Source organism: Lacinutrix sp. MEBiC02404 (genome assembly GCF_053601575.1).
The window spans coordinates 172,730-187,883 of the sequence record NZ_JBSHNV010000220.1; the positions used below are offsets into that span (position 1 = coordinate 172,730).

Consider the following 15,154-nt stretch of genomic DNA (forward strand, 5'->3'; position numbering starts at 1 on the left):
TTTTTTATGAATTATTTAATTTCCTGCAAAGATACTAATTATTTAACCGTTGCTATTCAGAAATAAATCTTAAAAATATTCGTTTTAAAAAGTATCAAAAATTGCTTCTTTGCTTAACTTTATGAACAATTTAACAACAACCAAAATCCAAAGTGTTTATTTAAAGAGTATCTATATTAACAGGAATTGTATTACACCCTTTTAATAGTCATTCACATTAAAAATTAATTATTATGCACATCAAGAAGTTTCTTGCTATAGTTTTCCTTCTAACTTTAGCATTTTCATGTAAAAAGAAGGTTGTAGAAACAGATAATCTATTCCAATTTAAAGACTACATAAGTTATACCACTTCTGGTCGTGTTTCTGTGGCAAATGCTATTGAAATTAATTTAGCAAATGATGTAGAAGCTTGGGAAATAAACCAAGAGATCACAGAAAACATCGTTTCTATTAAACCTTCTGTTTCTGGAAAACTACTAGTAAACAATAAACATTCGTTACGTTTTGTTCCAGATGAAGCTTTAGATGCAGACACAGAATATACGGTAGATGTGAAACTGGATAAGATTTTCAATAACATTCCTGCAGACTTTAAAACATACACGTTTCAGTTTAAAACCATTACCCCAAATTTTAATATCGTTACCAATAATTTACAATCCTATAGCAAAGAGTGGCAATATTTAGAAGGGGTTGTTCGTGCTGCAGATATTATTTCTTTGGAAGAAGCAAAACAACTTGTAGAAGCATCGCAAAGCGGAAAAGATTTAGCCATAGTTTGGAATGAACCTTATAAAAAAGAGAAAATTTTCGAATTTAAAATTGACAGTATTCATCGCTTGACAGAAGACAGGCAGATACTAGTAACCTGGAACGGAAAAAGTATTAAAGCAGATAATTCTGGAGAAAACACCGTTAACATTCCTGGTAAAAACAACTTCACCATTACTAAAGTTGATGTTGTACAAACTCCAGAACAATACGTATCTATCAATTTTTCAGATCCTTTAAAGAAGCAACAAAATTTTGATGGCTTGGTAACGATTCAGAATGTGAAAAACCCGAAATATATTGTAGATGGTAATGTTTTAAAAGTATATCCAAACACTAAAATTGTTGGTAATATTCAAGTAGATGTTTTTCAAGGAATAATAAATACCGAAGGCTATAAACTAAAGAAACCATTTTCTGAAACAATTGCTTTTGAAGACGAAAAACCACAAATTAGACTCATAAGTAATGGTGTTATTTTACCAAACTCAAAAGAGCTAAAATTCAATTTTGAAGCGGTAAATTTAAAAGCGGTAGATGTTCGAATTATTAAGATTTTTGAAGACAATGTGCTTCAGTTTTTACAAGACAACAACCTAAACAATACCAATAGAAATGACGTAAGACGTGTTGGAAGAAGAATAGCAAAGCAAACCATTACATTGCAAGATGAATCACAAAACACTGGGAAATGGAAAACCTATAGCATCGATTTATCAAAATACATGAAAGCCGATCCCGGAGCAATCTATCGTGTAGAATTAGAAATGAAAAAGGAATACGCTTTGTACAATTGTGATGGCAATCAAAACATTACAAATTCGGAAGACAACGACGATTATTATGAAGACGAATACTACGAAGAAGACTATTATAATGACTATAATGAATCTTCAACCGAAGATGAAGACCTTCGCGAAGAAGCATACTGGGACAATCTAACCTACAGCTATCGCAATGATTATTACCGTTGGAACGATAGAAACAATCCCTGTAAAGAAGCGTATTACAACAACCAAACAGTTGCACAAAACTTATTGGCATCCAATATTGGTGTGATTGCTAAAAAAGGTGCAAACAACAATTATTACTTCGCCGTAACTAATATTTTAGATACCAATCCAGAAGCTGGTGCAACGGTTGCCATCTATAATTTTCAGCAACAAGAAATTGCAAAAACCAAAACAGATACAGAAGGACTAGCTACTATTCTTGTAGAAAATCATGCTGCTTTTGCAATCATCTCCAAAGGGAATAACACGAGTTATATCAAACTAAACGATGGTAATTCATTATCCTTAAGCAAGTTTGATGTTTCTGGAAACCACATACAACGTGGATTAAAAGGCTACATTTATGGCGAACGCGGTGTTTGGCGACCTGGAGATACTTTGCATTTATCTTTTATGTTGAATGATGCAGGAAACAAACTCCCAAAAGCGCATCCTGTAAAAATGGAAATTACAGATGCTAACGGGAAACTAGCGTACAGAAAGGTTACCTCTAACAACCTCAACAATCTCTATACTTTTCCGATTCCTACTTCTACTGAAGATAAAACAGGAAACTGGAATGCCAAAGTTTCGGTTGGTGGAGCTACTTTTTATAAGAACTTAAACATTGAAACGGTAAAACCAAATCGTTTAAAGATTAAAATCGACTTTGAAGATGAGGTGCTTTCTGGAGAAAATCCGTTAAACGGAAAACTAGATGTAAAATGGCTACATGGTGCTCCTGCAAAAAATGTTAGAACCGAAATTAAAGCAAAATTCAGCAATGCGTATACCAGCTTTAAAAATTATTCTGATTATGTGTTTAGAGATCCTTCCCGTTCTTTTTCTACGGAAGAAATCGTCATTTTTGATAGTAATGTTAACGAAGAAGGATTGGCAGATATCACCAATAAGCTAACTGTTGGTAGTAATGCCCCAGGAATGTTAAATGCTCAATTTTTAGTCCGTGCTTTCGAAAATGGTGGCGATTTCTCTATGGATGCTTTCACAAAACAATATGCGCCTTATAATTCTTTTGTCGGTTTAAAATCACCTAAAGGAAAAGGCTATGGCTCTTTTGTGACCAACGAAAATCAAAAATTTGATATTGTTGTAGTAGACGCAAAAGGAAAACCAGTAAAACGAAATGGCTTAGAGGTAAAAGTGTACAAAATAAACTGGCGTTGGTGGTGGAACTCTTCTTATGATAATTTATCCTCATACACTTCAAGCACATACCATCAAGCGTATAAAAACATGAAGCTAAATACCGATGCGAATGGTAAAACTAGTTTCACATTAAACATTCCTGAAAATGATAAAGGACGTTTCCTTATTCGTGTATTCGATCCAATAAGCGGACATGCAACAGGGCGAACAGCGTACTTTTATAAAAACTGGTATACACCTTCTGGAGACAAAGAAGCTGCAAAAATGTTAGCTTTTGCTTCCGATAAAGAAAACTATAATGTTGGTGAAACAGCTACTATTACATTTCCTTCTGGTAGCGAAGGTCGTGCATTGGTAAGCATAGAAAATGGCACAGAAGTACTAGAACATAAATGGGTAAAAACCACCAAAGGAGAAACGACAGTCACGATTCCCATCACAGCAAAAATGGCTCCTAATGTGTTTGTAAATATTTCGCTATTACAACCACACGCTATTACCGCTAACGATTTACCAATTCGTTTGTATGGTGTGATTCCAATTATGGTGGAAGATCCAAATACCAAATTAGAACCACAATTAAAAATGGCAAGTGTATTGCGTCCAGAACAAGAATTTGAAGTTTTTGTTTCTGAAAAAAACAACAAAGCAATGACCTATACTATCGCAATGGTAGAGGAAGGTTTGCTAGACTTAACACGTTTTAAAACACCAAATGCATGGAGTGAATTTTACAAACGGGAAGCTTTAGGTGTAAAAACTTGGGATGTTTTTGATGATGTAATTGGTGCCTATTCTGGAAGTATAGATCAAATATTTGCTATCGGTGGAGATGGCGCTGCTGCAGATGGGAAAAATAAAAAAGCAAATAGATTCAAACCTGTGGTAACCTTTTTAGGCCCTTTTCAACTAAATGCTGGTGACAATAAAGTGCATAAAATTAAAATGCCAAACTATATTGGCTCGGTAAGAACGATGGTAGTTGCAGGAGATATAACGAATGAAGCGTATGGTAGCACAGACAAAACCGTACAGGTAAAAAAACCTTTAATGGTATTGGCAACGCTTCCGCGGAAATTAAGTCCGGGCGAAAAAGTAACACTTCCAGTTACTGTTTTTGCTATGGAACCAAATATTAAAAACGTAAACATAAGCTTAAAATTAAGCGATGGAATCAAAGTCGTTGGTAGTAAAACCCAAGCATTAACTTTTGCAAAACCGGATGAACAAATGGTTTATTTTGAACTAGATGTTAGTAAAGCAAAAGGTATAAATACTGTAGAAGTAATTGCTAGTGGAAATGGTGAAAAATCTACATATAAAGTAGAATTAGATGTGGTAAACACCAATCCGATTTCTTCTGTAGCTTTAGATAAAACGTTAGCAGCAAATGCTTCCGAAAATATAGATTTTACAACCTTCGGAGTTGTTGGAACCAATAGTGCAACGGTTGAGTTTTCCACCATGCCGCCAATGGATTTCTCTAGAAGATTACAATATCTTGTTCAATATCCGCATGGGTGTGTAGAACAAACAACATCAGGCGTTTTTCCGCAGTTATACTTGCAAGAAATTTTTGATTTAACCTTTAAAAAGAAACAGGAAATACAATCGAATATTGAAGATGGTATTAAACGTTTAGGATTCTTTCAAAGACCAAATGGCGGAATGAGCTATTGGATGGGAGAAAATAATGCGAACAATTGGGGAACAAGTTACGCTGGACATTTTATGATAGAAGCCGAAAAGAAAGGGTTTGTGCTTCCGCTTACCTTTAAAAGTAATTGGATTGCCTACCAAAAACAAGCTGCTCGTGACTGGAGACCAAGTTATAAAAACTATAACTCCGATCTTGCGCAAGCGTATAGATTATATACGTTGGCTTTAGCTGGTAGTCCAGATTTAGCTGCGATGAATAGACTTCGTGAATTTACTGAAATCTCTAACGAAGCAAAATGGCGTTTGGCGGCTGCTTATGCATTAGCAGGGCAGAGCGAAGCAAGTACTCAAATTTCTAAAACAGCAAATATTGAATTCTTAACCCCAAAGTATAATTACTATACCTATGGTTCTGTAAACAGAAATCGTGCTATGGCTTTAGAAACCATGGTAATCACCAAAGATCCACGCGCTAGAGAATTGGCTAAAACCATTGCGAAAGAATTATCTAAAGATAGATGGATGAGTACACAAACCACTGCATATAGTTTATTAGCAGTGGCAAAAATGGTGGAAGCTAATGGCGGAAAAGCACTTAAAGTCCAATATACATTAAACGGAAAAACAGAAGAAATAGATACAAAAAGCGCTATTGCCCAACGTGATTTAGTAGTTAAAGACGGCAGTAATTCGTTTACCTTAAAAAACAACCAAGCGAATGTGGTTTATGTTCGTGTATTAAATTCTGGTAAACTGCCTTTAGGAAAAGAGCTCACAGAACAACGTGGTTTGAGTGTTTCTGTGGTGTATAAAGATTTACAAGGAAATACTATTGATATTTCTAAACTACATCAAGGTCAAGATTTTGTGGCAACCGTTAAAGTGAGTAATCTTAAAAATGAAAAAGTAAATGATGTGGCGCTTACACAGATTTTTCCTTCTGGCTGGGAAATTGTAAACACACGTTTTACAGCCTTTGGAAGCAGTACTACTAGCCAAGCTAGGTTTACAGATATTCGTGATGATCGCGTGAATTTCTATTTCGATTTAAATAAAAAAGGAAAATACGATACCAATACCTTTAATGTCATGCTGAATGCAGCATACTTAGGAACGTACTATTTACCTGGAGTCCAAGCAGAAGCGATGTATGATAATGAGTTTTTAGTAAGGAATAAAGGGCGTTGGGTTGTCGTTGAGAAGTAACCAATTCCTGCGCAGGCGGGAATCTCATAACAGAAAAGCACTGGTTTTTAATTTTAAAAAAAATAAGGCTGATTAGTGCGTTAAGGATAGAACGGTTTGTTTGAGCTCCTCGCAGAGAGCGAGAAGTGAAAGCCTGACCTTTAGGTAACGCCAAAATAAATTAAAAAAATTGCACCCCATTTTAACTTGGGATAAAAAGAAATTGTCTTTATGAATAATAAACTGAAAGCCTATTACGCCGTAATTTTCACTTCCACACAAAATAAAAATACAGAAGGCTATGCCGAAATGGCTGATAAAATGGAAACACTTGCCAAACATCAAAAGGGTTTTATTGGTATAGAATCTGCTAGAAATGAAATTGGTATTACAGTAAGTTATTGGGAAACTCTAGAAGATATTAAAAACTGGAAACAACAAAGTGAACATGTACAAGCACAACGAAAAGGAAGGCAAGATTGGTACAGCCGGTATAACGTTCGGATTTGCAAAGTAGAACGTGAGTATGATTTTAATAGTTAATCCTTTTATTAGGAAAGAAACAACGTGGTAATCTTTTATATTGAAAATAATAAACTTCATAAAAAAACATAAAATAAAAACAGTAATTCTTACTGTGCTTTTACTTGCCTATTATTTCTGTTTACCAAAACAGCTTTTTAAAGATCCAACCGCAACCGTAATAACCAGTGCGAACAACCAATTGCTTGGTGCACAAATTGCTAAAGATGGACAATGGCGATTTCCACAAAACGATAGCGTACCAGAAAAATTTAAAACCTGTATTATTCAGTTTGAAGATGAATATTTTTACAAGCATCCAGGGTTCAATCCTATTTCTATTTTTAAGGCATTGAAACAAAACATGCAATCTGGAGAAGTAAAACGAGGAGGAAGTACGATTACACAGCAAGTGATCCGACTTTCTAGAAAAGGGCAGTCTAGAACCTATTTTGAAAAAATTAAAGAAATGATTCTAGCGACGCGATTAGAATTCCGCGAAAGCAAAGAACAGATTTTAGCATATTATAGTAGTCATGCTCCTTTTGGCGGAAATGTAGTTGGTATAGATGCCGCTTCTTGGCGATATTTTAATAGAAATGCTAACCAATTATCTTGGGCAGAAAGTGCCACTTTAGCTGTGTTACCAAATGCACCAAGCCTTATTTATCCCGGAAAAAATCAAGAACGTTTACTTAAAAAACGAAACCGTTTACTTAAAAAATTATTAGAAAAAGAGATTATAGATTCGTTAACCTATAATTTATCTATTGCAGAAGGTTTGCCACAAAAGCCATATCCGTTACCACAAACTGCACCACATTTATTACAAAAAGTAGCGCAAACGAATTATGGAAAACGGACACAAACGACCATTAATTCTAGATTACAAAAACAAACCAATGCCATTGTAAAAAATCATTACAACTTGTTAAAGCAAAACGAGATCTATAACATGTCTGTTTTAGTTTTAGATGTAAAAACCCGACAAGTTTTAGCTTATGTTGGTAACGCGCCAACCGATAGAGCGCATCAAAAAGATGTAGATATTATAGATAAACCGAGAAGTACAGGAAGCATTTTAAAACCCTTTTTGTATGCCGCGATGTTAGATTCTGGCGACTTGTTACCAAACACATTAATTGCCGATGTGCCAACGCAATACGGCAGCTATTCTCCAGTGAATTTTAATAAGGAATATGATGGTGCAGTTCCTGCGAGCCGAGCGTTATCGCGTTCTTTAAACGTTCCTGCTGTTCGTATGCTTCAGGAGTTTGGTTTAGATAGATTTCACCATTATTTAAAAGAATTAAAGCTGAAAGATTTAAAATACAACGCCAATCATTACGGACTCACCTTAGTTCTTGGTGGTGCAGAAAGTAATCTTTGGGATTTGTGTAAAAGTTACGCGTCATTATCTTCCACTGTAAATCATTACAGCGAAAATTCGAGTCAATATTTTACCAATGAATTTTGTGAACCTACTTTTTTAGCTTCGGAAGAAATAGATTTCGGAAAGAAAACTTCTGGCAAAATAGTATTTGATGCAGCTTCCATTTATCTTACTTACGAAAGTTTAAAAGAAGTAAACCGGCCAGAAAGTGATGAGAGTTGGGAGTTTTTTGACGGCTCGAAACAAATAGCTTGGAAAACAGGAACTAGTTTTGGTTTTCGGGATGCTTGGGCTATTGGAACCACCAAAGATTACGTGGTAGGCGTTTGGGTTGGAAATGCAGATGGCGAAGGACGTCCTGGTTTGGTTGGTGTGCAAACTGCTGCTCCAATTTTATTTGATGTTTTTGATGTACTACCAAATAGCGATTGGTTTGCAAAACCTTTTGATGAGATGCAAGAAGTTTCTATTTGCGCAAAAAGTGGTTACAGAGCGACAGAAAACTGTGAAGAAACCCAAAATAAATTCATACAAGTTAGCGGATTAAAAACAAAACCTTGTCCGTATCACGTGTTAGTACATTTAGATAAAAACCTGCAATACCAAGTAAATTCCTCTTGCGAAGACATTAGTAATATAGAGAACAAATCCTGGTTTGTGCTTCCCCCTTTAATGGCGTTTTATTACAAAACGAAAAACCCTTTTTACAAACCTTTACCTAGATTTAGAAGGGATTGTATGGGCGATAATAGTATTTCGATGCAGTTTATTTATCCGAAAGAAAATACAACCGTTTTTTTACCAAAGGATTTTGATGGGAACACGAATGAGTTGGTTTTAAAAATTGCGCATTCTAAACCAGAAACTACTTTATTTTGGTATGTCGACGCGGTTTTTGTTGGCACTACAAAAGATATTCACGATTTGGCTATTTTGCCCAAAGTAGGAAAACATGTGATTACTGTTGTCGATACTTTTGGTAATGAAACCAAGCGCCAGATTACTATCTCTAAATAACTAGCGTAAAGATTGTCCTTTTGCACACCACCAAGGATGCATTTCAATTTTTAAACGACCAGCTTGCACCATAGGATCTAAATTAGCCAAGCTATCTGCCATTTTTTTAGTTGGTACGTTATATACAGCAATACCACGAATATCGCCATCGTCTCCAAAAGGACCTATTAAATCAGCAAAGCCTTCGTCGTACATTCTACTTAAATGTTCTAAGTGTTCTTCTTGTAACCCTTTATCTACCTCTTCATTCTGACTTCTTATTGGTCCGGTTTTTAAAAATGCCATAAAGTACTTTTGCATGATTACGGTGTCTTGTGTTTTTTTATCTACGTAATCAAAAGTCTCATATCCTTTCGCTTTTAATTCTGCTTTAAGAGCTGCAGCAGATTGTTTTACTTCTACAACGGCATCTATTACTTCTTCTACCACTTCGGTATTAGGAACCGTTGAAATTTGGTCTATAGCCTCTTTATTTTCTTTTTTACAAGCGACAACAGTTGCTAAAGCAAAAATTAAAATTATAAATTGTTTCATGGATTTCATTTTTATTTTTCCCAAGTAGTAAATGGTTTGCTACTTAGTTGTGAATTGTAATATTTTATATTTCCTGTAACTTCTTTACCAAGCCAATTTGGTTTTGTGAAGATTTCCTCTTCTGCTTCTAATTCTACTTCAGCTACAATTAAACCTTCGTTTTTACCGAAAAATTCGTCTACTTCAAAAATATGGTTTTCTACTTTAATTTCATATCGTATTTTATCAATAATTCCTTTTTTACATAATTTTAAAAGGTCTTCTGCTTCCATTTTAGAGATTTCTTTTTCCCATTCAAAACGAGATAAACCGTTTTTAGAAGACGCTCCTTTTATGGTTAGAAAACCTTGTTCTCCTTTTAGCCTTACGCGAACGGTTCGTTTTTTATTCGTACTTAAAAACCCTTGAACAATTTTTGTATGTTTAAAGGCTTCCGTTTTAAACGCAGTAGATCTCACTAAAAACTTACGTTCTATTTCTAAATTAGATTGCTGCACTTGATTTCTTATTAATATAAATTGTAGAAAGCGAAATTAAGGTAATTGCTGTCCAATAGGTACTAGAAACCAAAAATTGTGCGATAGTAAAATCACCAATAAATTTTCTATAGGATAAAACAGCATCCGAAACCAGAAACAAAGATGCACCAATGGCGATGAGCAAAAAGCCATATTCTTTTTTCCACACATATACATTTATTGCTTGCCAGGCCATGAGCACAATACACGTTACATATAGAATTACTGGAATTAGTAAGTCGCCTAAATGGTCTTTTAAATTAAAAAAGATAAGACCCGCAACAAGCACTAACGGTATTAAGGTTTTTACATTCCAAGAAAATCCTCGAATGCTAGCAAATGCATATATAAAAAACACGTGACCAATTAAAAACGATGCTAAACCAAAAATAAAATACGTATCAAACATTAAAAATATATCTCCAATTAGGCAAAACACCAAACCAATAAGTATGATATTTTTATATGGCTTTAATCCGTTTTTAGCATACAACACAGGTAATAAGATAACTAGTATGGTAGACAATGGTTTAAAAATATAATGCATTATTTCTATATCCGTATAAGACGAAACGATCGTGCAGATTACAGAAATTACTATTAAAATTAGAAGAATACTTTTTTTCATGAATCGTGTCATTCTATTATTGTCTAAATTTACATCATGTCAAGCGATTTACCAATACGAAAAATTATTCATGTCGATATGGATGCATTTTATGCTTCTGTAGAGCAAATGGATAACCCAGAACTACGCGGAAAACCAGTTGCTGTTGGTGGTGGCGGAACTCGTGGTGTGGTAAGTGCTGCAAGCTATGAAGCTAGAAAATTTGGTGTACGAAGTGCTATTAGTGGCGCACAAGCAAAACGAAACTGTCCGCATCTTATTTTTGTAAAACCTAGATTTGATAGATATACCGAAATATCGAAACAAGTAAAAAAGATTTTTTTCGATTATACCGATTTGGTAGAACCACTTTCTTTAGATGAAGCGTATTTAGATGTTACCGAAAATAAAAAAGGAAACCCAAGTGCTACCAAACTTGCTGAAGAAATTAGAGAACGTATTTTTAATGAGGTTGGTTTAACGGCTTCAGCAGGAATTAGCATTAATAAATTTGTGGCCAAAGTTGCTAGTGATTACAATAAACCTAACGGACAAAAAACAGTGAATCCCGAAGATGTTTTGGCCTTTTTAGAAGTATTAGATATTCGGAAATTTTATGGCGTTGGAAAAGTTACTGCGGAAAAAATGTATCAAAAAGGCATCTTTACAGGAAAGGATTTAAAATCGAAAACGCTCGAATTTCTAGATGAAAACTTCGGAAAATCGGGACGTTACTATTATTATATTGTTCGAGGAATACACAATAGTGAAGTAAAACCAAATAGAATTAGAAAATCCCTTGCTGCAGAACGTACGTTTACTGAAAACCTTTCTTCCGAAGTTTTTATGTTGGAGAAACTAGAACATATTGCCGAAGAAGTTTCTAGACGTTTAAATAAAAGTAACGTTGCCGGAAAAACGGTAACCCTAAAAATTAAATACAGTGATTTCACACTACAAACTAGAAGTAAAACCCTGCCCTACTTTATAAGTGATGCCAGTATCATTTTAGAAACTGCAAAAGATTTATTGTATCAAGAAAAAATGAGTAATTCGGTACGATTGCTTGGTATTTCTTTATCTAACCTCAATACAGAAAAAAAAGTAAAGAAGGTTGAGAAAGAGGTAAGTGTGCAGTTGCGGTTTGATTTTTAAGCAGTAGGGTTTTTGAGAAAAATATACGAACTTGGAAATAGGTGTCATTTATGAAAATTACAAACTAATTCTAAATATAAAAAAGTCAGAACCCATACAAATTCTGACCATTTTTTTAGTAGAGCGAATTTATGGTATATTATGATTTTTCACCATTTGATACTGAACCGCTGCCGTCATATCTTTTAAGTTAAAATGTCCATAAGGAACTGAACTATATTTCTTTTCTCCATCTTGCCCAGGAATTCTAGAAGTATATTTGCCGTAAACCATGTTTCCATAACCAATAATTTCATCAACAGTAGACCAAATGGAGTATACATGAGATCCTTCATAATCTGTAGTACTATTAATATCCACTAAATAGTCGGAAACACCATAAGGACCAAAACCCCACCATAAATATCCTGGATACAACCCATTATCATTATCACAAGTAGGTGTTGCACCATTTACCTGATAACAAGAAACCAAACCTTGATTTGCTCCTGCAACACCAACAAACGTATCTATAGAAGCAGTTAATGAACTTCCTAAATTGTAATTACCAACTGCAGCATCATAACCAGTTCCTCCTTTAATAGCTTTTCGACCTAAGGTAACTCCCATGGAATGCCCAATAATATCTACTTTTGAAGCTCCAGTATATGCTTTTACGGCTTGAATAAATGCTCTTATTTGCGAAAGATATGCATAGGAATGGTATTGCGAACCAGATTGATACGCATCTGCAGGACCCCAAGTAAATCCATATAATTCGACATTTTTGTAACCTTGTGACACAAAATAATCGCGAGAATCTGTCCAGCCTGATTGCCCAAAAACATCTCCAAGCGCTTTGTCTGAATTTCCATGAATAAATATAACTGGTTGATTAACAATTTGGTCTGTTGCATTAATTTTACCTCCAAAACTACCACCTACTAAATCATCTCTTAAAAAGTCATAATTCGCATAACCATTGGCTTGTAACCAGGATTGAAAATTGCTAGTAATGCCATCTTCGATTATTACACTACTTTTAAGTTGTGTGATGGCTGATTGATTTGGATTGGTAAATGCATCTTCATCGGTTTCACATCCAAGGAATACAGTTATTAATAGTAACAAATTGACAATGTAGAGATAGTTTTTCATGGCTTTTAGTTGTTTATTTCTACGTAAAATAACTTAAAATGGAGATACTAAGAATGCTTTATAAAATTAAAGAGCCTAGACTATTATAAGAAATAAAATTATTTTAAAACACAAGTCGTTGAAAAACAAAGACATACAAAATTATTGATGCTTTTATTTTTGGGCTGACTATGATTTGTGAATTTGCTAGCAAAAATCGGGTTTATTCTGAAGTGGAACCATCACTCTTAGCTTCTATAACATCATGAAATGTTGGTGGATTCTCGGTAATACTAGCTACTCCTTTTTTATTAATTTTAAAAATGACGTCCTTGGTCGTAGTAAATAAAATAATAGAGATAAAAGGCTTTGGTAAATATTGTTTTAAAAACACAAAAGCTTCTTCTAATGTAAGTTCTTGTTCTTCATCTTCTACTTCTCTAGGTCGGTATCGTAATTTTACTAAGACTTTAAAATCATCTTCGGAATAGATTGGTCTTACAAATATGTTTTTCAATTCGAGTTTCCCAATGGTTTTAGCCATGGTTAATTTTGCAAAGCGACCTTCTTGAACACTTTCTTTTACTTGTTCCCAGAAAAGAACTAAAACATCTTGGTATGGCATAAAACTATGGATTAAGGATAAACAATTTGAGTCTACAAAAGTACCATTTATAATTCAATTACTAAATGGTTTGTAATACATAGAAATGAAACAATCTAAATAATTGGTCCATTAAAACGAAAAGATAAATACCGATATGTCTAAATAAGAAATAAAGATGTTAACCTTTTAAGGTTTTTAATAATAAAGAGTAAAACCCTTACATTTTTAAATATGAAAAAAGTTTACATTAAATTATTCCTTGCCTGCTTTTGCATAATAAACGTGCATGCACAATCTATTCAAGTTACCAATTTAAATCCGGATGGACATGGTTCTAACCCAGCACATTTAACGGTATTTGGTGATGATCTTTTTTTTATGGCAAACAATGGAACCATAGGTTATGAATTATATAAACATAACGCAATGACCAATACCACAACTTTGGTACAAGACATAACTCCTGGCTCTTCTTATTCTAGTAGCGATTTAGAAAGCACCATAGAGTATAATGGAAGTCTTTATCTGGTTATCTCATCACAATTATATAAATATGAATCCAGCAGCGAGACATTAAGCTTAATTCCTAACATATATGTAATTGGAGAAATGATAATCTATAACAACAAGATCTATATGAACGGATATGAAAATGCAACCACAGATTATGAACTTTACAGCTATGATAGCGTAACGAATACAGTAGATTTAGTTAGCGATATAAATAATTTTAATGGTGAAGGAAGTTCTCCAAATGAATTTATCTTATTTAATAATAAACTATATTTTTCTGCAAAAACAGTAGTTGTTGGTAAAGAACTTTTTGAATTTGATGCAGGCACAGGAATAACCAGGCTAGTAGAAAACATTAACACAAGTAATCAAAATAATGGAGACGGAACACCAAGAGATTTTACGGTTTATAATAATGAACTATACTTTGGTGCTTTTCAAGAAGCTGTAGGATATGAATTGTTTAAATACGATCCTATTGCAGACGACGTTGTTTTAGTTGCAGATATACTTCCGGGTAATTATCAATCTTCTTTAAAGGATCTTTTTGTACATAACAACAAACTATATTATCAAGCAAAGAATAGCGTAGATACGGGTGTTGAATTTCATAGTTTTGATGCAGCAACAGGTGAAGATACTTTAGTAAGAGACCTAAGAACAGGCCAACAGAGTTCGTCTCCAAACTCCTTTTTTAGCTTTAATGGTAGACTATTTTTTAAGGCTACAAACCCAAATCTTGGACTTAATGCTTTATATGCTTACAATGACGATACCGATGTGCTTACAGAATTAGCTCCTACAGGTTTTAATAGTATTTACGTAGATGACATCGTTGAAATGGATAACAAATTATACCTTGGAGGAAGAACAGATAATAGTGCTCTTGGTCAAGAATTGTATGTTTATGATGACGTTACAGTAACATTAGTAGAAGATATTTACCCTGGTTATTCTGCTTCTTTCCCAGAATTACTTACCATTTACAATAACGAACTATACTTTAAAGCTCAAAATGCTACCTCTGGTTTTGCATTGTTTAAATACAATCCAAACACATTAAGTGTCGATAAATTTAGTAATGACATAGCTGTAAAGCATTATGATAATGCCATACACATTAAGGATAATACAAATAAAATTAACACTAAAATATATAACACATTAGGACAATTGGTATTGCAGTCTAATGCAAATAAAATAACGACAACAACTCTAAAATCTGGTGTTTATTTTGCTTTACTGACTAAAGATAATACCACGAAAACTTTAAAATTTATTAAATAAACATAGAGACTTTAGACTAGTACTAAGTTTAATAAATACAGAACAAAAAACCAGTTACAATCCTGTAACTGGTTTTTTTATATTATTATTCTGATTTCGCGTTAG

10 protein-coding genes are annotated in these 15,154 nt (G+C 33.9%); 5 read left to right on the plus strand and 5 right to left on the minus strand.

What is annotated here, in order from left to right; genetic code table 11:
- The first annotated feature begins 233 nt into the window (after positions 1 to 233).
- The 3 genes from ACVCXO_RS15185 (at position 234) to pbpC (ending at position 8,712) form a co-directional block, all read left to right on the plus strand.
- Entirely contained in the window at positions 234 to 5,801 is a 5,568-nt protein-coding gene (locus ACVCXO_RS15185; protein ID WP_452230442.1) for an alpha-2-macroglobulin family protein, read from the plus strand.
- Positions 5,802 to 6,011: 210 nt separating this feature from the next.
- Positions 6,012 to 6,323 carry an antibiotic biosynthesis monooxygenase family protein gene (locus ACVCXO_RS15190; RefSeq protein ID WP_452230443.1) on the plus strand — a complete coding sequence of 104 codons (312 nt, stop codon included), beginning with the start codon at positions 6,012 to 6,014 and terminating at the stop codon, positions 6,321 to 6,323.
- A 40-nt stretch (positions 6,324 to 6,363) separates the two neighbouring features.
- Positions 6,364 to 8,712 (plus strand): penicillin-binding protein 1C, encoded by a 2,349-nt coding sequence (pbpC, locus tag ACVCXO_RS15195; protein WP_452230444.1) that lies wholly within the window; start codon positions 6,364 to 6,366, stop codon positions 8,710 to 8,712.
- Here pbpC and ACVCXO_RS15200 read toward each other — a convergent pair whose 3' ends face one another.
- Genes ACVCXO_RS15200 through ACVCXO_RS15210 form a run of 3 tightly spaced genes read right to left on the minus strand, consistent with a single transcriptional unit; the run spans position 8,713 to position 10,392 of the window.
- Positions 8,713 to 9,246, minus strand: a complete 534-nt coding sequence (locus ACVCXO_RS15200) for a YciI family protein (protein ID WP_452230445.1) — start codon at positions 9,244 to 9,246, stop codon at positions 8,713 to 8,715.
- Between the two features lie 11 nt (positions 9,247 to 9,257).
- Positions 9,258 to 9,743, minus strand: a complete 486-nt coding sequence (locus ACVCXO_RS15205) for a CYTH domain-containing protein (protein ID WP_452230446.1) — start codon at positions 9,741 to 9,743, stop codon at positions 9,258 to 9,260.
- Entirely contained in the window at positions 9,730 to 10,392 is a 663-nt protein-coding gene (locus ACVCXO_RS15210; protein WP_452230447.1) for a lysoplasmalogenase, read from the minus strand. Before ACVCXO_RS15210 ends, ACVCXO_RS15205 begins: the two co-directional genes overlap by 14 nt.
- Positions 10,393 to 10,428: 36 nt before the next feature.
- Between ACVCXO_RS15210 and dinB the strand changes: the two genes are divergently transcribed.
- Entirely contained in the window at positions 10,429 to 11,526 is a 1,098-nt protein-coding gene (gene dinB / locus ACVCXO_RS15215; protein WP_452230448.1) for a DNA polymerase IV, read from the plus strand.
- Positions 11,527 to 11,655: 129 nt separating this feature from the next.
- Here the strand turns inward: dinB and ACVCXO_RS15220 are convergent, their stop codons facing one another.
- Together ACVCXO_RS15220 and ACVCXO_RS15225 are read right to left on the minus strand one after the other, a co-directional pair.
- Positions 11,656 to 12,663: a lipase family protein gene (locus tag ACVCXO_RS15220; protein ID WP_452230449.1), complete on the minus strand. Its 1,008-nt coding sequence runs from the start codon at positions 12,661 to 12,663 to the stop codon at positions 11,656 to 11,658.
- Between the two features lie 202 nt (positions 12,664 to 12,865).
- Positions 12,866 to 13,267, minus strand: a complete 402-nt coding sequence (locus ACVCXO_RS15225) for a hypothetical protein (RefSeq protein ID WP_452230450.1) — start codon at positions 13,265 to 13,267, stop codon at positions 12,866 to 12,868.
- A gap of 213 nt (positions 13,268 to 13,480) precedes the next feature.
- Here ACVCXO_RS15225 and ACVCXO_RS15230 point away from each other — a divergent pair, with 213 nt between their 5' ends.
- Complete coding sequence (locus ACVCXO_RS15230) at positions 13,481 to 15,049, plus strand: T9SS type A sorting domain-containing protein (protein ID WP_452230451.1); 1,569 nt, start codon at positions 13,481 to 13,483, stop codon at positions 15,047 to 15,049.
- Positions 15,050 to 15,154: the final 105 nt, after the last annotated feature.